The organism is Bradyrhizobium sp. R2.2-H, assembly GCF_004346455.1.
Lineage (GTDB): Bacteria > Pseudomonadota > Alphaproteobacteria > Rhizobiales > Xanthobacteraceae > Bradyrhizobium > Bradyrhizobium diversitatis.
Genome location: NZ_SMBR01000027.1, coordinates 1 through 26,502 on the forward strand (window position 1 = coordinate 1; position 26,502 = coordinate 26,502).

25 protein-coding genes are annotated in these 26,502 nt (G+C 64.8%); 14 read left to right on the forward strand and 11 right to left on the reverse strand.

The annotated features are described in order from the left end of the window. Positions 1-194 precede the first annotated feature (194 nt). On the reverse strand, positions 195-866 hold the full coding sequence (locus tag EDE08_RS37350; RefSeq protein ID WP_131874714.1) for a DUF938 domain-containing protein: 672 nt from the start codon (positions 864-866) through the stop codon (positions 195-197). Positions 867-1,097: 231 nt separating this feature from the next. On the opposite strand from EDE08_RS37350, the gene soxX reads away from it, so the two are divergent. Genes soxX through EDE08_RS37385 form a run of 7 tightly spaced genes read left to right on the forward strand, consistent with a single transcriptional unit; the run spans position 1,098 to position 5,724 of the window. Then, positions 1,098-1,454 carry a sulfur oxidation c-type cytochrome SoxX gene (soxX, locus tag EDE08_RS37355; RefSeq protein ID WP_131874713.1) on the forward strand — a complete coding sequence of 119 codons (357 nt, stop codon included), beginning with the start codon at positions 1,098-1,100 and terminating at the stop codon, positions 1,452-1,454. A gap of 25 nt (positions 1,455-1,479) precedes the next feature. Beyond that, positions 1,480-1,971: a thiosulfate oxidation carrier protein SoxY gene (soxY, locus tag EDE08_RS37360; protein ID WP_061879754.1), complete on the forward strand. Its 492-nt coding sequence runs from the start codon at positions 1,480-1,482 to the stop codon at positions 1,969-1,971. A gap of 15 nt (positions 1,972-1,986) precedes the next feature. After that, positions 1,987-2,298, forward strand: a complete 312-nt coding sequence (gene soxZ, locus EDE08_RS37365; RefSeq protein WP_131874712.1) for a thiosulfate oxidation carrier complex protein SoxZ — start codon at positions 1,987-1,989, stop codon at positions 2,296-2,298. Further along, positions 2,298-3,161: a sulfur oxidation c-type cytochrome SoxA gene (gene soxA, locus EDE08_RS37370; protein ID WP_165936409.1), complete on the forward strand. Its 864-nt coding sequence runs from the start codon at positions 2,298-2,300 to the stop codon at positions 3,159-3,161. Before soxZ ends, soxA begins: the two co-directional genes overlap by 1 nt. After that, entirely contained in the window at positions 3,158-3,463 is a 306-nt protein-coding gene (locus tag EDE08_RS37375; RefSeq protein WP_131874710.1) for a hypothetical protein, read from the forward strand. Before soxA ends, EDE08_RS37375 begins: the two co-directional genes overlap by 4 nt. Positions 3,464-3,517: 54 nt before the next feature. After that, positions 3,518-5,269: a thiosulfohydrolase SoxB gene (soxB, locus tag EDE08_RS37380; RefSeq protein ID WP_131874709.1), complete on the forward strand. Its 1,752-nt coding sequence runs from the start codon at positions 3,518-3,520 to the stop codon at positions 5,267-5,269. Further along, a complete protein-coding gene (locus tag EDE08_RS37385) occupies positions 5,266-5,724 on the forward strand; it encodes a DsrE family protein (protein WP_131874708.1) in 459 nt (152 codons plus the stop codon). Before soxB ends, EDE08_RS37385 begins: the two co-directional genes overlap by 4 nt. 458 nt (positions 5,725-6,182) lie before the next feature. Here the strand turns inward: EDE08_RS37385 and EDE08_RS37390 are convergent, their stop codons facing one another. From EDE08_RS37390 to EDE08_RS37435, 10 genes are all read right to left on the reverse strand, one after another. Continuing rightward, a complete protein-coding gene (locus EDE08_RS37390) occupies positions 6,183-7,220 on the reverse strand; it encodes an amino acid ABC transporter substrate-binding protein (protein ID WP_061880242.1) in 1,038 nt (345 codons plus the stop codon). Positions 7,221-7,349: 129 nt separating this feature from the next. Continuing rightward, on the reverse strand, positions 7,350-7,943 hold the full coding sequence (locus EDE08_RS37395) for a L,D-transpeptidase (RefSeq protein ID WP_131874707.1): 594 nt from the start codon (positions 7,941-7,943) through the stop codon (positions 7,350-7,352). Positions 7,944-8,216: 273 nt separating this feature from the next. After that, positions 8,217-9,191, reverse strand: a complete 975-nt coding sequence (locus tag EDE08_RS37400; RefSeq protein ID WP_131874719.1) for a hypothetical protein — start codon at positions 9,189-9,191, stop codon at positions 8,217-8,219. 102 nt (positions 9,192-9,293) lie between these two features. Beyond that, on the reverse strand, positions 9,294-9,857 hold the full coding sequence (locus EDE08_RS37405) for a thioredoxin family protein (RefSeq protein WP_131874706.1): 564 nt from the start codon (positions 9,855-9,857) through the stop codon (positions 9,294-9,296). A 31-nt stretch (positions 9,858-9,888) separates the two neighbouring features. Continuing rightward, complete coding sequence (locus EDE08_RS37410) at positions 9,889-10,587, reverse strand: cytochrome c biogenesis CcdA family protein (protein ID WP_131874705.1); 699 nt, start codon at positions 10,585-10,587, stop codon at positions 9,889-9,891. Positions 10,588-10,919: 332 nt separating this feature from the next. Continuing rightward, entirely contained in the window at positions 10,920-11,531 is a 612-nt protein-coding gene (locus EDE08_RS37415; protein WP_035674686.1) for a sigma-70 family RNA polymerase sigma factor, read from the reverse strand. Positions 11,532-11,973: 442 nt separating this feature from the next. Beyond that, positions 11,974-12,708, reverse strand: a complete 735-nt coding sequence (locus tag EDE08_RS37420; RefSeq protein WP_061879740.1) for a response regulator — start codon at positions 12,706-12,708, stop codon at positions 11,974-11,976. 10 nt (positions 12,709-12,718) lie between these two features. Continuing rightward, positions 12,719-14,464, reverse strand: a complete 1,746-nt coding sequence (locus tag EDE08_RS37425) for an ATP-binding response regulator (RefSeq protein WP_131874704.1) — start codon at positions 14,462-14,464, stop codon at positions 12,719-12,721. Next, positions 14,434-16,512: a sensor histidine kinase gene (locus EDE08_RS37430; RefSeq protein ID WP_245524998.1), complete on the reverse strand. Its 2,079-nt coding sequence runs from the start codon at positions 16,510-16,512 to the stop codon at positions 14,434-14,436. The genes EDE08_RS37425 and EDE08_RS37430 overlap by 31 nt, the downstream gene beginning before the upstream one ends. A gap of 6 nt (positions 16,513-16,518) precedes the next feature. Then, positions 16,519-17,514, reverse strand: a complete 996-nt coding sequence (locus EDE08_RS37435; protein WP_131874703.1) for a TRAP transporter substrate-binding protein — start codon at positions 17,512-17,514, stop codon at positions 16,519-16,521. A gap of 204 nt (positions 17,515-17,718) precedes the next feature. On the opposite strand from EDE08_RS37435, the gene ugpB reads away from it, so the two are divergent. The 7 genes from ugpB to EDE08_RS37475 all read left to right on the forward strand — a co-directional run bounded on the left by ugpB (position 17,719) and on the right by EDE08_RS37475 (position 26,492). After that, positions 17,719-19,041, forward strand: a complete 1,323-nt coding sequence (gene ugpB / locus EDE08_RS37440) for a sn-glycerol-3-phosphate ABC transporter substrate-binding protein UgpB (RefSeq protein WP_165936410.1) — start codon at positions 17,719-17,721, stop codon at positions 19,039-19,041. A 53-nt stretch (positions 19,042-19,094) separates the two neighbouring features. Next, on the forward strand, positions 19,095-20,147 hold the full coding sequence (locus EDE08_RS37445; protein WP_245525000.1) for an aminoglycoside phosphotransferase family protein: 1,053 nt from the start codon (positions 19,095-19,097) through the stop codon (positions 20,145-20,147). A 56-nt stretch (positions 20,148-20,203) separates the two neighbouring features. After that, positions 20,204-20,461: a hypothetical protein gene (locus EDE08_RS37450; protein ID WP_131874701.1), complete on the forward strand. Its 258-nt coding sequence runs from the start codon at positions 20,204-20,206 to the stop codon at positions 20,459-20,461. A gap of 70 nt (positions 20,462-20,531) precedes the next feature. Continuing rightward, entirely contained in the window at positions 20,532-22,154 is a 1,623-nt protein-coding gene (locus EDE08_RS37455; protein ID WP_131874700.1) for an ABC transporter substrate-binding protein, read from the forward strand. 236 nt (positions 22,155-22,390) lie between these two features. Continuing rightward, entirely contained in the window at positions 22,391-23,404 is a 1,014-nt protein-coding gene (locus EDE08_RS37465) for an ABC transporter permease (protein WP_131874699.1), read from the forward strand. A gap of 9 nt (positions 23,405-23,413) precedes the next feature. Continuing rightward, positions 23,414-24,313: an ABC transporter permease gene (locus tag EDE08_RS37470; RefSeq protein WP_131874698.1), complete on the forward strand. Its 900-nt coding sequence runs from the start codon at positions 23,414-23,416 to the stop codon at positions 24,311-24,313. Between the two features lie 328 nt (positions 24,314-24,641). Continuing rightward, a complete protein-coding gene (locus EDE08_RS37475) occupies positions 24,642-26,492 on the forward strand; it encodes a dipeptide ABC transporter ATP-binding protein (RefSeq protein ID WP_131874697.1) in 1,851 nt (616 codons plus the stop codon). Positions 26,493-26,502: the final 10 nt, after the last annotated feature.

Genomic DNA, 26,502 nt, shown 5'->3' on the forward strand with positions numbered 1-26,502 from the left:
TATCGGTCACCTCGTCCAAGACATCCAGCCTCGCGAATGCGCAAACTACTTCGCAAGCGCCGGTTATGCTTCAATCAAAATGTGAAACGCTCTAGACCTTTTGCTGGGCTACCCCTCTCCCCCGCCCTCCCCCACAAGGGGGGAGGGAGCGCAGCGCCGTTGCGGCGCGCACCCGGGCCCAAGCCAGCAACGGCTCAGCGTGCAAACACCAGCGTGAGATTGTTCGCGGGCATCTCGACGGTATCGACAAGGCGAAGGCCTGCGCCTTTCGCCAGTGTCTCGACATCGCTGATATCGCGTACGCCCCAATCGGGATTGCCCTCGCGCAAGGAGGTGTCGAACACCGCATTGCTGAGCGCGGTGTGCTTGCCGTCGCGCTTGAAGGGGCCGTAGAGGAACAGCTTGCCGTCGGCGCGCAAGTATCGACCGGCGCCGGCGAACAGGCCTTCGGCCACGGCCCAGGGCGCGATGTGAATGACATTGGCGCAGAACACGGCCGCAAGGCTTGTCGGCCCCAGCCCGCTCTTCATCTCCGGACACCAGTCGGGATCGGTGAGATCGATCCGCAGGGGCGAGCGGATGTTCGGCAGGCCCGCATGCACCCGCCAGGCTTCGATGCTCCTGAGATGGCGCTGATTGAGGTCGCTCGGCCACCAGATCAGGTCGGGCGCGTGGCGGGCGAAATGAACCACGTGCTGACCGGTTCCGCTGCCGAGTTCCACCACGTTGCCGGTGCAGCCCGCGAGATACTTTTCCAGCGCGGCCCAGATCGGCTCGTGATTGCGATGAAAGGCCGGCGCATCGAGCCGGCCATCCGGCTCGACCCGTCCGCCATCCCTGCCAAATTCGACGACATATTCAGCCAAGTGACGTCCCCAATAATGTGAAACAGAAAACACGGTTTCAGGGCCAAACGGCCCGAGAATAATTTGCTAATTCCAGTCGATCCGATGAACGAACTATCTCATCGGTTGCAATGTGCGCGGGATATTAACTCCATTTTGCCGCGTGCATAGTGTTGATTGTCAGGCTCTCGCCTTTGTGCTTTTGAACCATTCCGCAAACGACATCATCGACATACCGCTCCGGACGATGCCTTGACCGTCTTTCCTTGCAAGCCCGCCCTGCTGGTTGCGCTGGCCCTTATCGCGGGCGCGGCTGCGGCCCCGGCGCGGGCGCAGTCGACCGTGGCCGCGGGCCAGAAGCTCGCCTTCGACCGCGGCAAGGGCAACTGCCTGACCTGCCACGTCATCAAAGGCGGTGATCTGCCGGGAACGATCGGGCCGGAACTGAAGGACATCAAGGCCAAATACCCCGATCGCAACGAGCTGTTCGCCATCATCTTCGACGAGACCAAGCGCAATCCGCAAACCATGATGCCGCCGTTCGGCCGGAACCGGATTTTGACCGAACAGGAGATCAACGCGATCGTTGATTTCCTGCAGACCCTGTAACGGCCGGCTGCCCCGGAGACTTGATATGACCACGACCACCGGCGCTCATCCGACGCGGCGCCTGATCCTTCAGGGCGCAGCCTCCGTCGCGTTGCTCGGCCTCGGCAATCTGCCGTTCGGCGCCGCTCCCGCGCGCGCCGCGGCCAACGACAAGTATCCGGAAGAGGCGTTCAAGCAGAAGAACGAGGCCGACGCGATCAAGGCCCTCTATGGCAGGACCGCGGAGCCGTCCGACAAGGTCAAGCTCGACGCGCCGGAGATCGCCGAGAACGGCGGCGTGGTGCCGATTTCGGTGACGACGTCGCTCGACAAGGTGACCTCGATCTCGTTCTTCGTGGCCGAGAACCCGAACGCGCTCGCGGCAAGCTACAGGATTCCCGAGGGCACGATCCCTGCCGTCGCCAACCGGCTGAAGATGGCCAAGACCACCAGATTGACCGCGATCGTGGAAGCCGACGGCAAGCTCTACAGCGCGACCAAAGAGGTCAAGGTCACCGTCGGCGGCTGCGGCGGCTAAGCGAGGCATTTCGACATGGCATCCAGCATTCGCGTGCGCGCGACATCCAACGGCGACATCACCGAGGTGCAGACGCTGATCCAGCACCCCATGGACACCGGCCTGGTCAAGGATTCCAAGGGCGAGCCGATTCCGGCGCACTTCATCCAGGAGCTGAAGTTCGAATGGAACGGCAAGGACGTCTTCGTCGCCGATTGGGGCACTGCGGTCTCCAAGGACCCCTACGTCAAGTTCAGCTTCAGGGGCGCCAAGAAGGGCGACGAGCTCAAGATCTCCTGGACCGACAACAAGGGGGCGTCGGATACGACGACCGCGAAGATCGCGTGATGAAACAGCGCGCCACCGTTTTGCTCGGCTCAGCCTTCGTCGCGCTCGCGACGCTCGCTTTCGCCGCAACGCGTGTCGTCGCGGCCGACAAGGTCGATCCCGTCGCCGATGCCAGGGCGTTCCAGAATTTCTTCTTCCAGAAGTTTCCGAACGTGAAGCACGAGGACTTCGTCAACGGTCCTTATTCCATGAACGAGGACATGAAGCGGCAGTGGCAGGAGAAGGAGGAATTCCCGCCCTACGAGTTCGCGCTCGATGCCGGCAAGGAGATGTTCTCGACCCCCTTCAAGAACGGCAAGACCTACGCCGACTGCTTCCCGAACGGCGGCATCGGGATCCGACAGAATTATCCCTATTTCGACGAGAAGGAAGGCAAGGTCGTCACGCTGGAGCTCGCACTCAACCGCTGCCGCGAGACCAATGGCGAAGCGCCCTATTCCTACGTCAAGGACGAGATGGCCTCGCTCACCGCCTACATGGCCTATACCTCGCGCGGCAAGCCGATGGACATCAAGATTCCCGACGATCCCCGTGCGCTGGCGGCGTACGAGAACGGCAAGCGCTATTTCTACACCCGGCGCGGCCAGATGAATTTCTCCTGCGCCAGCTGCCATGTGCAGAGCCCGGGTGAGCGCATCCGTGCCGAGACCCTGGCACCGGCGCTCGGCATCCTCAATGCGATGCCGATCTACCGCTCCGAATGGAGCGGCATGGGCACCACCAGCCGCCGCTTCGTCACCTGCAACAGCCAGACCCGCGCGGTTCCGCTGGAGCCGCAATCGGACGAATATCGCGACGTCGAATATTTCCTGTCCTATGTCGCCAATGGCCTGCCGATCTCGGGACCGGGAGCGCGGCCATGAAGCGGTCACTTGCTCTCGCCATGCTGCTCACGTTGAGCCTTGCGCCGTCCGCGCGCGCGGCGAACGAGGCGGACTACAAGGCGGCCTATGCCGCCGCCGAAGCCGCCTCCAAGGAGGCCGCCGGCATGCGCAATCAATGGACCGTGACCGTATCTGCGCTGGCGGCCGCGAAGAAGGCTGCCGACGGCGGCGATTTCGACCGTGCTGCTGCCGCAGCCAGGGAGGCCGAGGCGCTGGCGAAGGCATCGATCTTCCAGGCCACGTCCGAAAAAGAAGCCTGGAAGGCGATGGAAATCCGCTAGACTGCGCCTGAGTGGAATAGTCCGACGATCACGAGAGGCGCGGAGAATTCTTGGATGGCGATCCGCCGCCGCGATTTCCTGAGAAGTGCAGGCCTTGCCGCCGCGACGCTCGGCCTGCCGCGGCTGGCCCGCGGCACCGAGACCGCTGGCATCTACGACCTCGAGCGGTTCGGCAACGCGCGGATCCTGCACATCACCGACACGCACGCGCAGCTCAATCCGGTCTATTTCCGCGAGCCCAGCGTCAATATCGGCATCGGTGAGATGGCGGGACGGCCGCCGCATCTGGTCGGCCGCGCCTTCCTGGAACGGTTCGGCATCCGGCCCGACAGCGCGGATGCCTATGCCTTCACCTGCTTCGAGTTCGAAAAGTCCGCAGGCCGCTTCGGCAAGCTCGGCGGCTTTGCCCACCTGAAGACGCTGGTCGACCGCTTGCGCGCCGATGTCGGCGAGAGGCGCTCGCTGCTCGTCGACGGCGGCGATCTCTGGCAGGGCACCGGGCTTGCCAACGTCATGAAGGGCCGCGACATGGTCGAAGTCGCCAATCTGCTCGGCATCGAGGCGATGACCGGGCATTGGGAATTCACCTATGGCGAGCAGGCGCTGCGCGACAATCTCGAGCGCTTCAAGGGCGAGTTCCTGGCGCAGAACGTGTTCCTGACCGAGGAAGCCGCGTTCAACGACGCCCCCGCCTTCGACAAGGCCACCGGCCGCGTGTTCAAGCCTTCGATGATCAAGGAGATCGGCGGGCATCGCGTCGCGATCGTCGGCCAAGCCTTCCCTTACGTTCCGATCGCGCATCCGAAACGATTCACACCGGACTGGAGCTTCGGCATCCGCGAGGAGGAGTTGCAGAAGCATGTCGATGCCTTGCGGGGCACCGACAAGGTCGATGCCGTCGTCCTGCTGTCGCACAACGGCATGGATGTGGACCTCAAGCTCGCAAGCCGGGTCACCGGCATCGACGTCATCCTCGGCGGCCACACCCACGATGCCGTACCGCAGCCGATTGCCGTGAAGAATGCGGGCGGCACGACGCTCGTCACCAATGCCGGCTCCAACGGGAAATTCCTGGCCGTGCTCGATCTTGCACTCGACAAGGGCAAGGTCAGCGACGTCCACTATCATCTGCTGCCGGTCTATTCCGAGCTGCTGAAGCCCGACCCTGCCATGGCCGAGCTGATCGGCCGGCTGCGCGCGCCGCATGTGAGCGACTGGTCGGAGAAGATCGCAACGCCGGATCGCCTGCTCTACCGCCGCGACAATTTCTCCGGGCCCGTCGACGAATTGATCTGTACCGCGCTGCGTGCCGAGCTCGACGCCGAGATCGCGCTGTCGCCGGGCTTCCGCTGGGGCGTCACCGCGCTGCCCGGCCAGGCGCTGACCATGGAGGATCTGCTCGCGGAAACCGCGATCACCTATCCCGAGACCTATGTGCAGGACATGACGGGAGCCCAGATCAAGGACGTGCTGGAAGACGTCTGCGACAATCTCTTCAACGCCGATCCCTATTACCAGCAGGGCGGTGACATGGTGCGCGTCGGCGGGCTCAGCTACACCTGCACGCCGACAGCCGCGATCGGCAGCCGCATTTCGGAGCTGAGGCTTGGCAGCGGCAAGACGCTCAGCGCCAGACACCGCTACAAGGTCGCGGGCTGGGCTTCGGTCAACGGCCAGCAGGGCGCGCCGGTGTGGGAGGTCGTCGGCAAATATCTGCGTTCGGGCCGGATGTTGCCGGAGCGGCTAGGCTCCGGCGTGACGCTGAAGGGAGTCGAGGGCAATCCAGGCATTGCAGGACAGGGATGATGCGATCGCAGCTCTTGGCCGCGATGATGCCGGCACTGCTCGTCTGGGCGGCGGCCCCGCCCGCTCTGGCACAACAGGTGCCGCTCCAGGACAAGCCGTTCGCCGAGCACAAAATCGTGCTGCAACTCTCCGACGGCGATGCGAGGAAGCAGGCGCTGGTGCTGAGCGTCGCCAACAACCTGCTGAAGGCCTACGATCCCGACAAGATCGCGATCGAAGTGGTGGTGTTCGGTCCCGGCATCGACCTGCTTCTTGCCGGCAGCGAGCGCCGCAAGCAGGTCGAGAGCCTGATCGCGCAGGGCGTGCGCTTCGACATCTGCCTCAACACCGTCGATACGATCGAGCGGGAAGCCGGCAGGCGGCCGGAGTTCATCCCCGCTGCAACGCCGGTGCAGGTGGGGGTCGGGCAGATCCTGTTCCTGGCGGAGAACGGCTACACATTGGTGCGGCCGTAGGGGCTGCCGCGCGCTCCCCGTCGTCCTGGATAACCGAAGCACCGAACGCGGAATTTCGCGGCACGGCCCCGCAACGCACTTGCTGTCATTCCCCGCCACCGGGTCTCGCCTTCGGCGAGCCCGATGACAGGCTCCAGCGGGGAATCCAGTACGCCGCGGCTTCTCCGCCCCGCTGTCTCTGGAATACTGGATCGCCCGCCTGCGCGGGCGATGACAGCTGAACTTGTAGCCCGGATGAGCGAAGCGACATCCGGGAATGCCGCGGGCGCTGGCCCCGCATATCGCTTCGCTGATGCGGGCTGCGGCAGTAATGCAAGCCGTCATGGCCGGGCTGTCCCGGCCATCCACGTTCTTGACGTGCTTCAAAAACGTGGATGCCCCGGACAGGCCCGGGCATGACGATTGAGAGCGTGGCGCGAGCCCTGGCTCAAGCTCGCGATGACGGCGGAGAGACCGTCTTACCGCATTGGCGGTGCGTACTGCACGCCGCCGGCATTCCACAGCTGGTTCATGCCGCGCGGGATCTTCAGCTTGGACTTCTCGCCGATGTTTCGGTCATACATCTCGCCGTAATTGCCGACGTGGCGGATGATGCGCGCCGCCCAGTCCTTGGTGAGGCCGAGCTGCTCGCCGTAACGGCCTTCGGTGCCGACGAGGCGCATCACTTCCGGCTTCTTCGACTTCAGGGCTTCGTCGATGTTCTCAGAGGTGACGCCGAGCTCTTCGGCGTTGATCATGGCGTACAGCGTCCATTTCACGATCATCATCCAATCGTCGTCGCGCTGACGCACGACGGGGGCGAGCGGCTCCTTGGAGATCATGTCCGGCAGGATCATGTGGTCGCCGGGTTTCGTGAGGTTCAGCCGCAGCGCGTAAAGCTGGGAGACGTCGGCCGAGAGCGTGTCGCACCTGCCGGTGTCGTAGGCCTTCACGACATCGTTGAGGTTATCGAACTTCACCTCTTCATACTTCATGTTGTTGATGCGGAAGTAATCGGCGACGTTGAGTGTGGTCGTGGTTCCGCTCTGCACGCAGACCTTGCTGCCGGTCAGGTCCAGCGAGGTCTCCTTGTTGCGCGTGCGCGGCACCATGAAGCCGACGCCGTCGTAATAGGCCACGGCCGGAAAATACAGGTCGTAGTCGAGCTCGCGCGCCATGCTCCAGGTCGTATTGCGCGAGAGGATGTCGACCTTGCGGCTCTGCAGCTCCTTGAAACGCTCATTGGCGTCGAGCGGAACGAACTTCGCCTTGCCTGGATCGTCGAAGATCGCTGCGGCGACCGCGCGGCAGAAATCGACGTCGAAGCCGGTCCAGTTGCCCTTGTCGTCGGGGATCGAGAAGCCCGGCAGGCCCTTGTTGACGCCGCACAGCACTTCGCCCCGGCGAACGGTGCGCTTCAAGGTGCGGGTGTCGTAGAATTCATAGATGATGGCCAGGACGGCGACCAGCACGGCGACGGCAAGCCCGATCAGCAGGCCGCCACGAAAAGTGCGCATCATGTTGTTCTCTCGAAATACCGGGAAAAGGAATCAGGCGAGGACGGAGAGCATGATCCGGATCCGGAGGGCCGCGTGAGCGCGAAGCGCGAAGCGGCCGTCCGAAAGATCATGCTCGAACCATAAGCTCTAAAGCTCGGGCTTCTGCCGGATGACCACCTTGGTGCCAACAGGAACGCGATCATAGAGATCGGCAACGTCATTGTTGACGAGGCGGAAGCAGCCGGACGACACCTTGGTGCCGATCGTGTCCGGGCGGTTGGTGCCGTGGATGCGGTAGACGGTGGTGCCGAGATACATGGCGCGGGCTCCCAACGGATTGCCGGGGCCGCCGGCCATGAAGCGTGGCAGATAGGGCTGGCGCTGGATCATCTCCGGCGGCGGCGTCCAGTCCGGCCATTCCTTCTTGTTGGTGATGGTCACCAGTCCTTGCCACTGGAAACCGTCGCGGCCGACGCCGATGCCATAGCGGATCGCGCGCCCGCCGGGCTGCACCAGATAGAGGTGCCGCTCTGCGGTCGAGACGATGATCGTTCCCGGCGGCTCGGTGGTGCGGAAGTAGACCACCTGCTTCTGCCATTCCGGATCGAGCTGGTAGCCGTCATCCGCGATCAGGCCCGGCTCGTCACCGCGGTCCGGCTGCTGGGCGAAGGCCTGCGGCGCGGACAGAATCAGGCCCATCGCAGCCACAAACATCCCGGTCAGGCGACGAAAATCCGTCATGTAAAGCTCTCCCCGCTGCCACAGCGCAAATCAATCATGAACCATCAAACCTGAGGGGCAAGTTCATGGCAAGTTGATGGCGCGCCGCCCTGGTATGTCACGAGAATACTTTGGCTTTTTGACGGGCCGGAGCAATGCCACGAACAGGGGATGGCGCGAAAAGCAGTGATCGTCGCGGCGAGGCGGTACCGCGCTCCGCTCCCGCTTGCCTGCGGGAGAGGCTCCGAGAGAGCTTGCGGGGAGATCGACTTCGATAATCGGCGCCGGGTGCAGCTAAATCTTGTTGCTTTCCGCCGCAATTCCGAGGCGCCGAACGATCTCGACCGCCACGGCGCGCGCCTCGGCTCGCGATCCGATGCGGGGGCTGCGAAATCGCCGCCCCGAGTGCAACCGGATCACGACGATGCAGTGCTCGTCCTCGGACCGGCCGCGGCGCTCGACCGTGATCGTCTTCACGTCGCGTCCCTCGATCTGGTCCGCGCGCAGGCTGCCATCGCCCCACAGGCGCTCGATGCGAATGTCGGCCGGCCGGATGATCCAGAAGGCACCGGTGACGAGGTTGGCGTATCTGTAGACGACGAACGCCGCGATCGCGCCGGCGGGCAACAGCGCGATGTCGATCGGGCCCGGCGGCAGGCCTCGCCAGAGCTTGTAGGCATAGGGAACGGCGCTCACAACGACCGCGATCAGTGCAACGATGTAGATGTCCCGCGCCGGAAACGGCTCGATCGGTTCGCCGAGATGCATCTCGGGATTGCTGGCATCGAGCGGATTGCGAGGTGCCTCGACATTGGGAACGCCGAATTGCGTGGCGATCCGGGTCACGGTGTCACGCACATGCGTGACGTCCGAGATCGGCGGGGACGTCAGACGTTCCCCCGAGGCCAGCGTGAAGGCAAGCTGGAAACGCGCTTTCACCCTCTTGTCGCCGGGAACCTGCAATTCCCTGATGTCGTCCTTGGGCACGACCCGCGTGCGGAGCTTTCCGAACGGGCGCTGCTGCCCGATCAGGATCTCGCTCGGTGTGATGATCCACACCACCGCCGGCGCCATCATGATGCCGACGACGAAGCCCGCCCCCACGAGCAGCGCGACCACGGAGATCACGATTTCCAGGATGTCGCGCGTGAACAGGCCCGGCGTGAAGCACAGCGCAACCGCGGCCGCAAAGCCGGACATCACCAGCCGCTGGGCGATCGAGGCGCCTTCACGAAGGCGAATGTCGCTATGGCTGGTCGTGTCGTCCATTGCGGCGGCTGATTGCATCGCCTGCGAAACTCCACGGACGGGTCCGTGGAGTCAAGCAACAAGGGCGACAACCGAGACCTGCCGCGTGCTCGCCGTGCGGCATCAGCTGTCGAGGTTCAGCAGCCTCGCCACCGTGCGGTCGATCTGGTCGTAGCTGCCTTCGCCGGCGTGCTGGAACACGATCTTGCCGCTCCGGTCGATGATGTACTGCGCCGGCCAATATTGGTTGCGATAGGCGTTCCAGGTCTTGGAATCATTGTCCTGCGCCACCGGATAGGTAATGCCGTGGCGCTTCAGCGCGGCCTGCACGTTCGCGGCCGACCGTTCGAACGGGAATTCCGGCGTGTGTACGCCGACCACGACGAGGCCCTTGTCCTTGTACTTGGCATAGAGGCTGGTGACGTGCGGCAGCGTGTTGACGCAGTTGACGCAGCCATAGGTCCAGAAGTCGACCAGCACGACCTTGCCGCGGAGGTCGGCGATGCTGAGCGGTTTCGAGTTGAACCAGTTGTTGATGCCGGTGAAGTCGGGCGCGGTCTGTTGGCTTGCGGCGGCGACGCGGACGGGGCTTGCGCGGGAAACCTCGTCGCAGACGCCGGGGATGACGGCGCCGGTGACGGTGAAGCCGATCAGTGCGGCGGAAGCGGCGAGCAGTTTGAGAGTCATGGAAGCGTCCTCCGGGTGAAATCTTCGACGGTCAGAGGCCGATCTGGCCGGTGGGATAGAAGCGGGTGAGCCACGCCACGATCAGCGTGTCGTATTGGAAATACGCCGCGACGGCGAAGCCGATCACGACGACGCCAAAGCCCTGTTGCAGCCGCGGCGAGATGCGCGCGAGGCTGCGCACGCGCGTGGTGGCGGCCTGTCCGCCATAGGCGATCGCCAGCATCGGAATCGCCGCGCCGATGGCGTAGGCGACCAGCAGCGTGCCGGCCCAGGCAACATCCTTCGAGGTCGCGACCAGCGTCAGGATCGAGCCGAGCACCGGGCCGGCGCAGGGCGTCCAGACCAGGCCCAGCGTGGTGCCGAGCACGAGGCCACCCAGTGCGCCCTCGCGCTGCGCGCCGTTCGAATTGCCGAGATCGAGCCAGCCATTGAGTCGTGCCGACAGCCACTCGAACGGCGCCGGCCACAGCATCAGCAGGCCGAATCCGAGCAGCAGGATCGATGCGGCTTCGCGCAGCACGTTCGGGTCGAAATCGAGCAGCCGCGTGATCGCACCGAGCAGCAGGGCGACTGCGGAGAACGAGACGACGAAGCCGAGCGCGATCATCGCCGGCCGCAGATGTCCGACGCGCCCGATCGAGGCGCCGAGCAGGATCGGCAGCATCGGCAGCGTGCAGGGCGCGGCAATGGTGAGGAGGCCGGCAAGGACGGCGAAGAGGAGGTCGAGCATTGGCCCTCGTGGATGGGGTCACGAAGGCAGTTCGCGCCTGACACGTCGCCCGTTACGCAACGTCACGGGGTCGTGACGGCGCGGCAGTCGCGGAGGTCGTCATGGCCCTCTCAAGGCCGTTTCACCCCCAAATACAAAACGACCCGGACGGGGGCATCGTCCGGGTCGCTGGAGGTCTTGGGAGGTTTAACGAAAACCGTATGTGGGCTTTATAGGAGGGAAGTTTTTCCGCCTGATGTTGCGCGTTGTTTCAATTGTTTCGTCGGCGGTAACACTTCCGTGTCCGGGGGCAGGGCCTGCGATGCGGTCCTACCCCGTTGAATTGATTGGAGTTAGGCGGCGAAACGATCGACGCCGGCACCCTTAAGCAAATCGGCCAGTTGCTTGCGGGCGTAGAACATCCGCGTCTTCACCGTGCTCTGGGGGATGCCGATGATCTGCCCGACCTCCTCCACCGATTTCTCGTGATAGTAGACGAGGTTGATGATCTCCCGATGCGCGGGCGACAGCTTCTGCACGCAGGCGCGCAGGATGGCGCTGGTGTCGCTGCGGTCGAGCGAAGTCTCCGGCGTGTCGGCACCATCGGCAATCTGGCGCACATCTTCCTGGTCGATGTCCTCGAAGCGGCGCTGGCGCATCGCGGTCAGCGCCTTGAAGCGGGCGATCGAAAGCAGCCAGGTCGAGACCTGCGAGCGGCCCTGGAATTGGCCGGCGGTCCGCCACACGTCCAGAAACACCTGGCTGACCAGGTCTTCCGCAGTGGTGGCATCGCGCACGATGCGCAGGATGAAGCGGTACACCCGCACATTGTGCCGGCAATAGAGAATGTGCATGGCCGTCCGGTTGCCGTCGGCAATGCTCTCGAGGAGCATGTCGTCCGAGGTCGCCTGAGCGGCGATGATGCTCTGGCTGGCTTGGGCGTTGATGGCGATGACGTTCGGCATTGACTTTGCTCCCCGTAGCGCCGCAACCGAGCGGCGTTTCCTTGGGTCGAAGTGTTAATCAGCCAACGTTTCGGGATGTCTGCACGAAAAGGCGAAAATGGTTTCGTGCGCCGTCAAATTGTTTCGTCGCAGCGGCCGCGACGAAACAATCGGGACAAAAAGGCGTGGAATTTCAATGTACGGGAAATACGGGGAGGGAGATTTCGAGGCGGACCGGGACGCGGCGGAACGAATCCCGGCGATTTGCGTTCGGTCGCGCCACACGCACCCCTGTCGTCCCGGGGCGCGAAGCGAACCCGGGACCCATAACCCCAGGAAGAAGTCGTGGCGGGAGCTGCCAACTCCGAGTCTTCGCCAAACCGCGCCCTGTGGCTATGGGTCCCGGATCGGCGCGCGCTTGAGGCGCGCTTGTCCGGGACGACAGCTGTGGGTGCCGCGTGCCCTACGCCTTTTCGCCGGCCGGCGAAAACAGATAGCCGCCGCCGCGGATGGTGCGGATCACGGCCGGCTTGGCCGGGTCGGGCTCGATCTTGCGGCGGATGCGCATGATGCGGAGATCGACCGCGCGATCGAAGGCCTCGGCGTCGCGCGCATTGGCCAATTCCAGCAGGCGCTCGCGCGACAGCACGCGTTTCGGATTGGCCGCGAACACCTTGAGGAGCCCGAACTCGGAGGCCGTCAGCGGATGCTCGTTGCCCTCGTCGTCGCGCAACGCCTGCGCCTCGAGATCGAGCCATTTGGTGCCGAAGCGCACCAGCTGCTCCTTGTCCGATTTCGCCGCCGCCTCGGGCACTGCGGCCCTGGCCGGCACGCTCCGCCGCAGCACCGAGCGGATGCGCGCCATCAGCTCGCGCAGCTCGCAGGGCTTGGCCACGTAATCGTCGGCGCCGAGCTCGAGTCCGACGACGCGATCGATCGGGCTCGCGGTCGCCGTGAGCATGATCACCGGTACGTTGATGCGGCTCTTGAGGTCGCGAATGATCGAGAGCCCGTCTTCCTCGGGCATGTTGAGATCGAGCACGACGAGGTCGGGCATGCTGCCCTGGATCGCGGCGCGCAGGCTCTTGCCGCCGTCGCACAGCGTCACGGTGAAGCCGTGCATCTTGAGGTAGTCGCCGACCATCTCCCGGGCCGGGGCCTCGTCGTCGACGATCATGATGTGCTGGCTTTGGGTCATGGGCTCTGCATCACGGCGTTTCAGTCGCGGGGAGGGTGATGGTGAAGGTCGATCCCTTGCCGGGGCCGTCGCTGTCGGCGGTTACCTCGCCGCCATGCATGTCGATGATACGCTTGACGATGGAGAGCCCAAGCCCCGTCGAGCTCTCGCCGGCGGTCGGCTTTGCCGACAGCCGCTGGAACCGGCCGAACAGGCGGCCGAGATCCTCCGGCGACAGGCCGGCGCCCTCGTCGCTGACGCGGACGATGGTGTCGCTGCCCTCATGGCTGACGGCCACGTCGATCTTGCCGCCGATCGGAGAATATTTGATGGCGTTGCTGATGAGATTGTCGATCGCCTCTCGGATGCGGTCGGTGTCGCACATGGTGACGATGTTGGGCGGCGCGGTGACGCTGATCGCCTGCTGCTTGTTGACCGCGAGCGGCTGGTTGGCGTCGGCAACCTCCTTGGCCAGCGCGGCGACGTCGACCGGCTCGCGGCGGATGGTGATGTCGAAGGCATCGGCCATCGCATCCGAGATCAGGTGATCGACCATCGTGGTCAGGCGCTTGGTGGCGTCGCGAATGTGGTCGACCTGGGCGGCCACGCCGCTTTCCGAGGCGCCGGTCGAGATCAGCTCCTTCAGCATCTCGGTGCGGCCGAGAATGACCCCGAGCGGATTCTTCAGGTCGTGCGCGACGGTGCCCAGAATCTCGTTCTTGAAGCCGTTGGCGCGCTGCAGCCGCAGCCATTGCGCCGAGAGCCGGCGATTGGCCTGCATCAGCGCGCGGGTGCGCTGGGCGACGCGGTCCTCGAGCTGGGTGTTGGCGTCCTGCAGCTGCTGGTAGAGGATCACGTTGTCGAAGGCGATCGAGAGCCTGGAGGAGAAGATCTCGACCAGCGAGCGGTCGGTCTCCGACAGCTCGCGCTCGGCCTGGAGCAGCACCACGACCTCGCGGCCGCTTCCGGTGCGCAGATAGATCACGCTGCGGTGGTCGGCGAATTCGTTCTTGCGGCGCTGGAACGCGGCCTCGACCATCTCGCGCAGGTCGGGATCGAGCGCCTTCGACGTGGTGGTGCCGATGAAGCGGCTGTAGCAGCCGCTGCCGGCGAGCACCGAGAGCTCGGGGTCGACGCCGCCATTGTCGCGCAGGACCAGGATGCCGGCGCAATCGACGTTGAGCAGCGAGGCGAGCTGGGTCAGCACGCCCTCGGCGAGCCGCTGCATCGACTTGAAGTCGTACAGCGTCGAGGCGGCGTCGATGATGATCTCCAGCCCGCGCCGCGTCTGCACCATGCGCTCGAGCTGCTGATAGGAGCGCAGCGCCGCGGTCAGGGAGGTGAACAGCTTGTCGGCGGTGAGCTCGGTCTTGGCCTTGTAGTCGTTGATGTCGTACTGCACGATCACGCGCCGCTCCGGCGCCTGGCCGGGCTGGCCGGTGCGCAGGATGATGCGCACGGTCTCGTTCCGGATCTCGTTGCGGATGAACTCGACCAGTTCGAGGCCGGCGACGTCGGTCTCCATGATGACGTCGAGCAGTACGGCGGCGATGTCATTGTGCTCGGCCATCAGCTTGCGGCCTTCCGCTGCGGAATAGGCCGAGAGGATCTCCAGGCTCTGGCCGTTGAGGCTGTAGTCGGACAGCGCGAAACGGGTGCCGTCATGCACGGCCGGATCGTCGTCGATGACGGCGATCTTCCACTTCCGGGCGTTGCTATCCTCCGACGTGGTACCGGTATCGTCGATCAGGTGGAGGACATCGTCCTGTTCGGCCATTGCGAAGATCCGTCACTTTCTGTGCTTTGCGTGCCGCCCTTGGCGACCCGGGGCATGATAATGCGAAAAGTAGTGCCTTGTCCCAGCTTGGATTCCAGCACCATGCGGCCGCCGAGCTGCTGGGTGACGAGGTTATAGACGATATGCAGGCCAAGTCCCGTGCCGCCTTCATTGCGCCGGGTGGTAAAGAAAGGGTCAAAGGCCTGGCGCTGCACGTCGGGGGTCATGCCGGCGCCGTCGTCGGCGAAGCTGATTTCGATGTCGTCGCTCCCGCGCGGCCGCGCCGAGATCGCGATCGTGCCGGCGCGCCCGTCGGCGAAGGCATGGTTGGCGGCGTTGAGAAACAGGTTGGTCAGGATCTGGCCGTAGGAGCCGGGATAGCCGTCGAGCAGCAGCCCCTCGGGCACGTCGACCTGAAGCGTTATCGGCGACCGCTTCAACACCGGGCGCAGGCTGGCGATGATCTGCTCGGTGGCTTCGCTGAGCGAGAATTGCCGCCGCTCGATATGCGAGCGATCCACCGCAACCTGCTTGAAAGACTGGATCAGCTCGCCGGCGCGCTGGAGGTTGGCGACGAGCTGCTGCGAGGCGTCGCGTGAGGACTGCACGAATTCCTCCAGCTGTGACCGGCGCAGGCCGCCCTCGCCCTTGAGCTGGGCCTCGAAGATCTCGGTGCGCCGGGCCAGGCTGGAGGCCACCGTGAGGCTGATGCCGATCGGGTTGTTGACCTCGTGCGCGACGCCGGCAACCAGGCCGCCGAGCGCCGCCAGCCGTTCGGCATCGATCAAATTCTGCTGCGCGGTATTGAGCTCGAGCAGCGCGCTCTCGGCCTTCTCCTTGGACGCGCGCAGCTCGTCCTCGGTCTCGCGCTTGGCGATCGCGTTCTCGCGGAACACCTCCACCGCGCGTGCCATGGCGCCGACCTCGTCGCGCGCCTTGGTGCCCTGCACCTCGCGATCGAGGTCGCCGAGCGTGATCGCACGCATCGCGGTCATGATCTGCTGCAGCGGCAGGCGGATCGACAGTGCGATCAGCACGCCGGCGCTGAGGATGATGCCGAGGAAGATGACTGCGATGGACAGCACCCGGCGGGAAATGTCGGCGAGCGTGCGGTCGAAGGTCTCCTGCGCCTTCTGCTCGCGTTGGCGCATCTTGCTCGAGAGGTCGTCGATGGCGCCGATCGCCTCGGCCTGGCTGGCGTCGATGGTGCTGCGGAGCAGCTCGGTGCGGCTCGCGAGCCGCTCGGAGAGCTTGGCAAAGCCCTCGCGCAGCGCCATCGTGCGGGCCGCAAGCCGCCGCAGAGCCATCTTCTGGAGGTCGTTGTCGGCGAGATCGATCATGACCGGGATGGTCTTCTCGATCGTCTCGGTGTTGCGGCGCGCGTCGTCGGCGGCGCCCGATGATTGCGACAGGTAGTAGGAATTGGCCGCCACCAGCATCGCGGTGAAGGCCTCGCGGGACTTGCCGAGCGAGGGCCAGATCAGCGCGTCGCGATGGCCAGTGGCGCCCTCGATGATGGAGTAGAGGCCGGCCATGTCCCTGGCCGGGCCCTGCACCTGCTCCTCGTAGGTCTTGGCGATCGTCGCCTGCACGCTGCGCAGTTCGCCGAAGCCGTTGAGGAAGCGATCGGTGGTGCGCTCCAGCTCCTCGACCGAGCCCGACAGCATCGGGTCCTTGGCAGCGCGGTTGGTCAGCGTGCCCAGCACCGCCTCGCGCAGCAGGAGGATCTCGGCGAACAGGTCGGGGCTCGGCTGGTTGATATAGCGGTGGATCAGGTTCTGGAGGCGTCCGGTCTCGCTTTCGAGCAGCGCCAGGATCCGGTCGGACTCGCGCACCTGGCGCACGTCGTGCCAGGCCGAGCCCAGCACCTGCGCGCCGTTCCAAATCATCGCCACCAGCACCACGACCACGGCGGAGTTCAGCGCGGCGATCGACAGGATGCGCCAGCGGATCGGCACCGCCCGCAGCACCCCGACGAGCCGCGCGCGCAGCTGCCCGATCGGGCCGGGCGGCCTGTCCGCGTGTTCGTGATGTCCAAGTGCAGCCAACAGGCCTCACTCCACCTTGCGAATGCGTTCGATCAGCGCGGCCGCCGCAGGATCGCGTCCGGCCTTGGCGTAGATTGCGGCCATCGCCTCCTCGAACGGCTTGCGGTCGATGTCCTTGATGATGGTCACGCCCGCGTCCTGCGCCTTGCGCTGCGACTGCTCCTCGAGGTCGCGCCACTTCTCGCGCATGAAGCGGCTCGAGCGCTGCGCGGCCTCCCTGAAGATGATCCGGTCGTCCGGCGACAGGCTCTGCCAGGCCTTCAGCGAGATCACCAGCACCTCCGGGCTCATCGTGTGCTCGGTGAGCGTGTAGTGGCCGGCATGCTTGTAATGGTCCGTCGTCACGAAGGATGGCCAGTTGTTCTCGGCGCCGTCGATCAGGTGGTTGGCAAGCCCGGTGAGCACCTGCCCGTAGGGCAGCTCGACCGGTTCGGCGCCGAGCGCGCGCATCATCTGGTTCATCAACTCCGACTGCTGCACCCGGATCCGCAATCCCCGGAGATCTGCGACGCTTCGGACCGGGCGGACGCCATTGTAGATCGACCGCGCGCCCGAATCGTAGAAGCAGAGTCCCACGAAGCCGTAGGGCTCGAAACTGTTCAAGATCTCGCTGCCGATCGGCCCGTCCAGCACGTTCTGCATGTGCTCGATGGACCGGAACAGGAACGGCATCGCGAGCACGTTCATCGCCGGGACGAAATTGCCGATCAGCGCCACGTTGGTCCGGTTGAGGTCGATCGCGCCGGCCCGGGTTTGCTCGATGGTCTCCTTTTCCTCGCCGAGCTGACGGGAGTGGAACACCTTGATCTCGTGCCGGCCGCCGCTGCGCTCGGCGATCAGGGCGCCCATGTAGCGCAGCGCCTGGACGGTCGGGTAATTCTCGGCCTGAGTGTCGGCGGCGCGAAATTCGCGCGCAACGGCGCCCGTCGTCCAGACGGTAAGCAGAAGCGCGACGAAGATCACCCCGGTCCGCGAAGATTCGGCACGGTTCAGCACTGGCACACTCGACCCCTCAGTGGTGGAGTCTATGGTAGAAGGAAAAGGTTCAATGCAATCTAACAGATGGTCATGGGAAAGCCATTCCGCCGGTTCCGCAGGGCAGAATTGTGCGGCGCGGCCGGCGCTCATTCCCGGTTGAAACCGCCAATGCCGCGCCTTAAGCAAGGCAGCCGTCTTCCGGCGTGCGGCAAGGGAAGAGCCACCGTGATGTCAGCACTGCGCCTTTTGCAGCTCGTCGCCGCCCTTGCGGCGCTCTCATTGGCCGCGCCTGCGCGTGCCGCCACGGACATCGCGCTGTGGCACGCCATGTCCGGCGAGCTCGGCCGGCAGCTCGACAAGCTCGCCTCCGACTTCAACGCCTCGCAGTCCGACTACCGGATCGTGCCCGCTTACAAGGGCAGCTACACCGAGACGGTGACGGCCGCGATCTTCGCCTTCCGCTCCCGCAGCCAGCCGGCGATCGTCCAGGTCAACGAGGTCGCCACCGCCACCATGACTGCGGCCAAGGGCGCGATCTATCCGGTGTTCAGCCTGATGCGGGACCAGGGCGAGCCGTTCTCGCTGGGCAATTACCTGCCCGCGGTCTCCGGCTACTACACCGATGCGGCCGGCAATCTGCTGTCCTTCCCGTTCAATTCCTCGACCCCGATCCTCTATTACAACAAGACCATGTTCCGTGAGGCGGGCCTCGATCCGGAGGCGGCGCCGAAGTCCTGGCCGGAATTGGGGGCGGCCGCAAAGCGCCTGCGCGACCGCGGTGCTCCTTGCGGCTTCACCACGTCCTGGCCGTCCTGGATCCATGTCGAGAATTTCTCCGCCTTCCACAATCTGGCCCTGGCGACACGGGCGAACGGCTTTGCCGGGCTTGATGCCGAATTGACCATCAACAATCCGCTCCTCGTCAAGCACATTGCCCAGCTCGCGGAGTGGCAGAAGACCGGGCTGTTCGACTACAGCGGCCGCGGGCAATCAGCCGAGCCGCGCTTCCAGAAAGGCGAATGCGGCATCTTCATTGGCTCCTCGGCGACGCGCGCCGACATCAAGGCGAATTCGAAATTCGAGATCGGCTACGGCATGATGCCGTACTGGCCCGACGTGAAGGACGCGCCGCAGAACTCGATCATCGGCGGCGCCACGCTCTGGGTGCTGCGCGACCGTCCCCGCCAGGAATACAAGGGCGTCGCGCGGTTCTTTGCCTATCTGTCGCAACCCGCCGTGCAGGCTGCTTGGCACCAGAACACCGGCTATCTGCCTGTGACCCGCGCCGCCTTCGAGCTGACGCGGTCGCAGGGCTTCTACGAGCGCAATCCGGGCTCGGCGATCTCGTTCGAGCAGATCACGCTGCATCCGCCGACGGAGAACTCCAAGGGCATCCGGCTCGGCTCCTTCATCCTGATCCGCGGCGCCATCGAGGACGAGCTGGAGCAGGCCTTTGCCGGCCAGAAGAGCGCGCAAGCCGCACTGGATTCCGCCGTCGAGCGCGGCAACAAGCTGCTGCGCCAGTTCGAGCGCGCAAGCCCGGACAGGTAGAAGCAGGATAGAAGCTTGGCGTTGACCGGCGCGCGAGACCTTTCCACAGCGTCATGGCCGGGCTTGTCCCGGCCATCCACGACTTGCCACGCAGCACGAAGAACGTGGATGCCCGGGACAAGCCCGGGCATGACGAGCGCAAACCTACTGTGCGCGTGATGTCGATGACGCTTCCTCACCTCACCGATGCGGAAAGCTTTCGCGCCTTCCGCTCGGCGTCCTCGCAATGGCTGCCGATCGCGCTCGACATCGCGCGCGGACACGGTCTCGATGTCGGCGCGCCGCTTGTGTTTGCGACAGGTACCAATCTCGTCGTCGGCCTCGGTGACAATCTGATCCTGAAGATCTTCCCGCTGCTTTTGCGCGCGCAATTCGTCTCCGAGCGCGCCTCGCTGTCGCAGCTTGCCGGCCGCTTGCATTTGCCGATTCCCGAGATCGTTGCAGAAGGTGAGCGCGACGGCTGGCCTTATCTGATCATCACGCGCCTTGCCGGCACGCTCGGCTCGGAGGTCTGGCCGCATCTGCCGGAAGACCAGAAGGAGCGCGTGCTGCGCCAGATCGGCGAGACCATCGCGATGGTTCAGCGCGTCCCGCTTGGCCCGCTCTCTGCGATTGAGCCGCGCTGGGACGAATTCATGCGCCGGCAGATGCAGGGCTGCCGCGCGCGGCACACACGTCTGGGCCTTGCGCCGAAATTCCTCGCCGGTCTCGACGATCTCCTGCGCGATGCGGCTCAGCTGATTCCGATGGATGCGCCGCCGGTGATCCTGATCGGCGAATACATTCCGGAAAACTTCCTGCTCGCCTCCGATGACGGCCAATGGTCGCTCAAGGGCCTGTTCGACTTTGGCGACGTGCTCGCGGGATGGCGCGACTACGATTTGCTCGGCCCCAGCGCCTTCATGGCGGCGGGCCGGCCGGGCCGGGTGAAGAGCCTGCTCGAAGGCTTTGGCTATACGAAGCTCGATTTCGCGCTCAAGCGCCGCTTGATGGCCTTGATGCTGCTGCACCGCGCCAGCGACCTCAACGGCCACATCTGCATCGAAGGCTGGCAGGAGAGGGCGGCGGACCTGGTCGAACTTCAGGATCTGATCTGGCCCGGCTGAGTACGCCACGCCTCCCTGTGATTCCGGGGCGCCGCGGCGCGGCGAGCCCGGAATCCATGCGCCGCGCGTTCTGCCGCCCGATGGATTCCGGGCTCGATGCTGCGCATCGCCCCGGAATGACGGCGGAGATCGTACCGTTACGCCGTGGCTTGAAGGATTTTCGCCGCCGCCTTCCGAATGGGCTCCTCCATTTGTTGGCCTATATTTTAAGCAATTGCCTCTCTTTGTATGCAATACGAGGCGTGATCGCCCTCTCCAACTTCCGCCAGAAATGGCAGAATATGATTGGAATCAGCATGTTAATCCGCGGGTAATGCCTCGTTAAGCTCTGGCACAAACCTTGCGAAGTCAGTTCCAACCAAAACGTTGTGTTGGAGCCATTTCATGAAACGCCGCGATTTCCTCAAATCCGTTTCCGGGTTGGCCGCCGGAGCGGCGCTTCCGGCCATGCCGTCCGTGATCTCCTCCGCCAAGGCCGATGCCCGCTCGGAGACGCTGCTGATCGTCTCGGAGGGCGGCCCCAACAATCTCGACATCCATGGCGTCGGCACCAACGTGCCCGGCTACGAGGTGTCCTGGAATTGCTACGACCGCCTGATCAGCCACGAGATGAAGAGCGGCCCCGGTGGCGTGCCCTATTACGATCGCGACAAGTTCAAGGGCGAGCTCGCCGAGGACTTCAAGATCGACGACATGTCGGTGACCTTCAAGCTCAAGAAGAATGCCAAATTCCACGACGGCGCGCCTGTTACCGCCAAGGACGTCAAGTGGTCGCTGGACCGCGCCGTCAGCGTCGGCGGCTTCCCGACCTTCCAGATGAGCGCGGGTTCGCTGACCAAGCCGGAGCAGTTCGTCGTGATCGACGATCATACGGTACGCGTCGACTTCCTGAAGAAGGACAGGCTCACGATCCCCGATCTTGCCGTCATCGTGCCCTGCATCGTCAATTCCGAGCTGGTGAAGAAGAACGCCAGCGAGAAGGATCCCTGGGGTCTCGAGTTCACCAAGCAGCAGACCGCCGGCTCCGGCGCCTACAAGGTGGTGAAATGGACCGCCGGCACCGAAGTGGTGATGGAGCGCAACGACGACTGGGTCGGCGGTCCCCTGCCGAAGATCAAGCGGGTGATCTGGCGCATGGTGCCGCAGGCCGGCAACCGCCGCGCGCTGCTCGAGCGCGGCGACGCCGACATCTCCTATGAGCTGCCGTTCAAGGATTTCCAGGAGATGAAGGCGAACGGCAAGCTCAACGTGGTGTCGCTGCCGTTCTCGAACGGCATCCAGTATATCGGCATGAACGTGACCAAGCCGCCGTTCGACAATCCGAAGGTGCGGCAGGCGATCGCCTATGCGATGCCGTACCAGAAGATCATGGACGCTGTGCTGTTCGGCCTTGGCAATCCCATGTTCGGCGCGCCCAAGGACAAGCCGACCGAAGTCGCCTGGCCGCAGCCGCACAAGTTCAACACCGACATGGAGAAGGCGAAAGCGCTGCTCGCCGAGGCCGGCTACGCCAACGGCTTCGAGACCACGATCTCGTTCGACCTCAACTTCGCGGGCGTCAACGAGCCGCTCTGCGTGCTGGTGCAGGAATCGCTCGCCCAGCTCGGCATCAAGACCACCATCAACAAGGTGCCCGGCGCCAACTGGCGCACCGAGTTGAACAAGAAGGAGATGCCGCTCTTCACCAACGTGTTCTCGGGCTGGCTCGATTATCCCGAATACTTCTTCTATTGGTGCTATCACGGCAACAATTCCGTCTTCAACACCATGAGCTACAAGTCGGCGGAGATGGACAAGCTGATCGATGGCGCGCGCACCGCTGCTTCAATCGGCGACACGGCGACCTACGACAAGGACGTGAAGGGCTTCGTCGATCTCGCCTTCACCGACATGCCGCGCATCCCGCTGTACCAGCCCTTCGTCAACGTCGCGATGCAGAAGAACATCAGCGGCTATCAATACTGGTTCCACCGCAGGCTCGATTACCGCGCGATGGCGAAGGGGTGAGAGGATATGCTGATCGTCGGCGACGCATCGGCATCGATTGATCGTTTCGGCTGGAGTGAGGTGGGCACTGCTCTCTCATTCCCTCCCCCCTTGTGGGGGAGGGGAAGGGAGGGGGGTAGCCACGAACTCCGACCTCTCCCGGGGCCACCCCCCTCCCTGGCCCTCCCCCACAAGGGGGGAGGGAACGCAGCGGAGCGCGCGACAAGCAGCGTACGCAACACGCGCAGGAGCTCCCCATGCTGACCATGATCGGCAAGCGCCTGATGTTCGCGATTCCCTCGCTGATCGGCGTCGTCATCGTCACCTTCCTGCTGACGCGCGCATTGCCGGGCGACCCTGCGGCGTACTTCGCCGGCCCTGCCGCTTCGAAAGAAGCCGTCGAGCAGATCCGCAAGAAGCTCGGCCTCGACAAACCGCTGATCGAGCAGTTCTTCCGCTACACCAACGATCTCGCCCATGGCGATTTCGGCAACTCGCTCACGACCGGCCAGCCCGTCGCCGCCGAAATCCGCAATCGCCTGCCGGCCTCGGCCGAGCTGACGCTGCTCGGCCTCATCGTCTCGGTCGTGATCGCCATCCCGCTTGGTGTGCTCGCGGCGACGCGCCCGGGCTCCTGGATCGACCATCTCTGCCGGCTGACGACGACGGCCGGCGTGTCGCTCCCCGTGTTCTTCACCGGCCTCGTGCTGGTCTACGTGTTCTATTTCCGGCTCGGCTGGTCGCCCGCGCCGCTCGGCCGTCTCGACGTGTTCTACAGCGCGCCGCCGACGGTGACCGGCTTTTACCTGATCGACACTCTGCTCGCGCGCGACGTCGAGGCATTCCGCTCGGCGCTGAGCCAGCTGATCCTGCCGGCGACGACGCTCGCGATCTTCTCGCTGGCGCCGATCGCGCGCATGACCCGCGCCTCGATGCTGGCGGTGCTGGCATCCGAATTCGTCCGCACCGCGCGCGCCAGCGGCCTGTCGCCGGCGACCGTGATCGTCACCTACGCCTTCCGCAATGCGATGCTGCCCGTCATCACCACGCTGAGCATGGTGTTCTCGTTCCTGCTGGGGGCCAACGTGCTGGTCGAGAAGGTGTTCGCCTGGCCCGGCATCGGCTCCTACGCGGTGGAGGCGCTGATCTCCTCGGACTTCGCGCCGGTGCAGGGCTTCGTGCTGACCATGGCGGTGATGTACGTGCTGCTCAACCTCGTGATCGACATCTTGTATGGCGTGATCGATCCGCGCGTCAGACTTGAAGGCTAGGGGGACCACATGAGCTCCGTTGCGCCTGCTGTCGAACCTGCCGGTCCCGCCCGCACCTCCGGCCTCGTCGCGATCCTCGAGCAGACCCGCTACGTGCTCGGCGAGAACAAGGTCACGGGCTTCGCCTTCGCGCTGCTGATCGTGATCCTCGTCGCGGCTATCTTCGGCCCTTACGTGGTGCCGTACGATCCGCTCGCCTCCGACACCGCCGCAGCGCTAAAACCTCCTTCCGCCGCGCACTGGTTCGGCACCGACCAGCTCGGGCGCGACATCTTCAGCCGCGTCATCGTCGCCACGCGCCTCGACGTCTTCATCGCGGTCGCCTCGGTTGCGCTGGTGTTCCTGATGGGTGGGCTCGCAGGCATCGCCGCCGGTTACTTCGGCGGCTGGACCGATCGCATCGTCGGCCGCATCGCCGACACCATCATGGCGTTCCCGCTGTTCGTGCTCGCTATGGGCATCGTCGCCGCGCTCGGCAACACCGTGCAGAACATTATCCTGGCCACCGCGATCGTGAACTTTCCGCTCTATGCCCGCGTTGCGCGCGCCGAGGCCAATGTCCGCCGCAATGCCGGCTTCGTGCAGGCCGCACGCCTGTCGGGCAACGGCGAATTCCGCATCCTGCTGGTGCACATCCTGCCGAACATCATGCCGATCATGATCGTGCAGATGTCGCTGACCATGGGCTACGCCATCCTCAACGCCGCGGGCCTGTCCTTCATCGGCCTCGGCGTCCGTCCGCCCACGGCTGAATGGGGCATCATGGTCGCGGAGGGCGCCGGCTTCATGGTGTCAGGCGAATGGTGGATCGCGCTATTCCCCGGCCTCGCCCTGATGATCGCCGTGTTCTGCTTCAACCTCCTCGGCGACGGCCTGCGCGACATCGTCGATCCCCAGCGGAGGACGTGATGGTTGGTCTTCAGTCGGTGGCGAGCGAAGCGAGACTCACAGGTGAGGAGGGCGCCGTCCTCTCGCTCCCTCCCCCCTTGTGGGGGAGGGTTGGGGAGGGGGGTAGCCCAGGAAAAGGTGTCTGTGGGACGGATGTTGCGGCGCTCGCATGCGGAGAGAGTCCCCTTGTGGCACCCCCCTCCCTGCCCCTCCCCCACAAGGGGGGAGGGAATGAGAGGGCGGCGGCCGCCTCACGCGCAAATTTCCGGCCGAAATTCTCCAATGATTTCAGTCGCCATTCTACTGTGCATGGGGTTGTTTTCGAATGTTTGAGTGACGGGAGCCGTCCATGACCGCCCAGCCGCTGCTCGACGTTCAGGACCTCACGGTCGAATTCACCACCCGCCGCGGCATCGTCAAAGCCGTGCAGCACGTCAACATCTCCGTCGCCAAGGGCGAGACGCTCGCCATCGTCGGCGAGTCCGGCTCCGGCAAGTCGGTGACGTCCTATGCGGTGATGCGCATCCTCGACCGCGCCGGGCGGATCGCCGAGGGTTCGGTGATGTTCTCCGGCATCGACGTGAAGGCCGCGACCGAAGACCAGATGCGCGACCTGCGTGGCCGCGAAGTCTCGATGATCTTCCAGAATCCGCGCGCGGCGCTCAACCCGATCCGCAAAGTCGGCGACCAGATCGAGGACGTGCTGCGCACCCATGTGCAGCAGGCCCAGGTGGCCGATCACGGCGAGAAGGCGATCGAGGCGCTGGAGCAGGTCAAGATCGCCCGCCCGCGCGAGCGCTACCACGCCTATCCGTTCGAGCTCTCCGGCGGCATGTGCCAGCGCGTCGTCATCGCACTCGCGCTCGCCTGTAATCCGCAGCTCCTGATCGCGGACGAGCCGACCACCGGCCTCGACGTCACCACGCAGAAGGCGGTGATGGACCTGATCGTCGAGCTGACCAGGCGCCGCGCGATGTCGACCATCCTGATCACGCACGATCTGGGCCTGGCTGCCGCCTATTGCGACCGCGTCGTCGTCATGGAGAAGGGCCGGGTCGTCGAGACCGCGAAAGCCGCCGACATCTTCGCCAATCCGCAGCACCCCTACACCAAGAAGCTGATGCGCGCGACGCCGCGGCTCGGCGTGAGCTTGCGGGATTTGCTGCCGGAAGAGGAGGGCGCCGCCTTCGCCTCTCCCCGCACGCGGGGAGAGGCCGACACGCTCGGGAGCGCAATTGCGCCCCAGAGCGTGGCGGGTGAGGGGGACTCTCCCAGCACCGTGCTCGCGGAAATAGCCCCTCACCCCAACCCTCTCCCCGTGAAGAACGGGGAGAGGGAGCAGAGCAGTGCAAGCGCGGAGAAGACCCCCCTCCTCCTCGTGGACAAGCTCGTCAAGGAATATCCCCGCCAGGGCGCGACCGCCACGCTCGGAAAACTGTTTCGCCGCAAGCCGCCGGTGGAGCCGGACGTGTTCCGCGCCGTCGACGGCATCAGCTTCTCGATCGGCCATGGCGAGAGCGTCGGCCTCGTCGGCGAATCCGGCTGCGGCAAATCGACGACCTCGATGATGGTCATGCGCCTGCTCGACCAGACCTCCGGCCTGATCCAGTTCGACGGCGAGGACATCGGCGCCATCCAGCCGGCGTCCTTTGCCCGCCTGCCGCAGCGCAGCCGTATCCAGATGGTGTTCCAGGATCCGACCGACAGCCTCAACCCCCGCTTCACCGCCGTGCGCGCCATCGCCGACCCGATCATGCAATTGGGTGACATCAAGGGGCGCGACGCGCTCCGCGCCCGCTGCGAGGAACTGGCCACCATGGTCGGCCTGCCGCACAACCTGCTCGACCGCTTCCCGCACCAATTGTCCGGCGGCCAGAAGGCCCGCGTCGGCATCGCCCGGGCGATTGCCCTCCATCCGAAGCTGGTCATCCTGGACGAGCCGACGGCGGCGCTGGACGTCTCGGTGCAGGCCGTGGTGCTCAATCTGCTGCAGGATCTCAAGGCGCGGCTAGGTATGAGTTATCTGTTCGTCTCGCATGATTTGAATGTGGTGCGCTTGCTGTGCGATCGTGTCATTGTGATGCGGACGGGACGGATCGTCGAGGAAGGCTTTTCCGAGCAGGTCCTCAGCGATCCCAAGGACGACTACACCAAGGAGCTGCTGACGGCGATCCCGCATCCGCCGCTGCAGGTGCACTGAGATCAGTTTG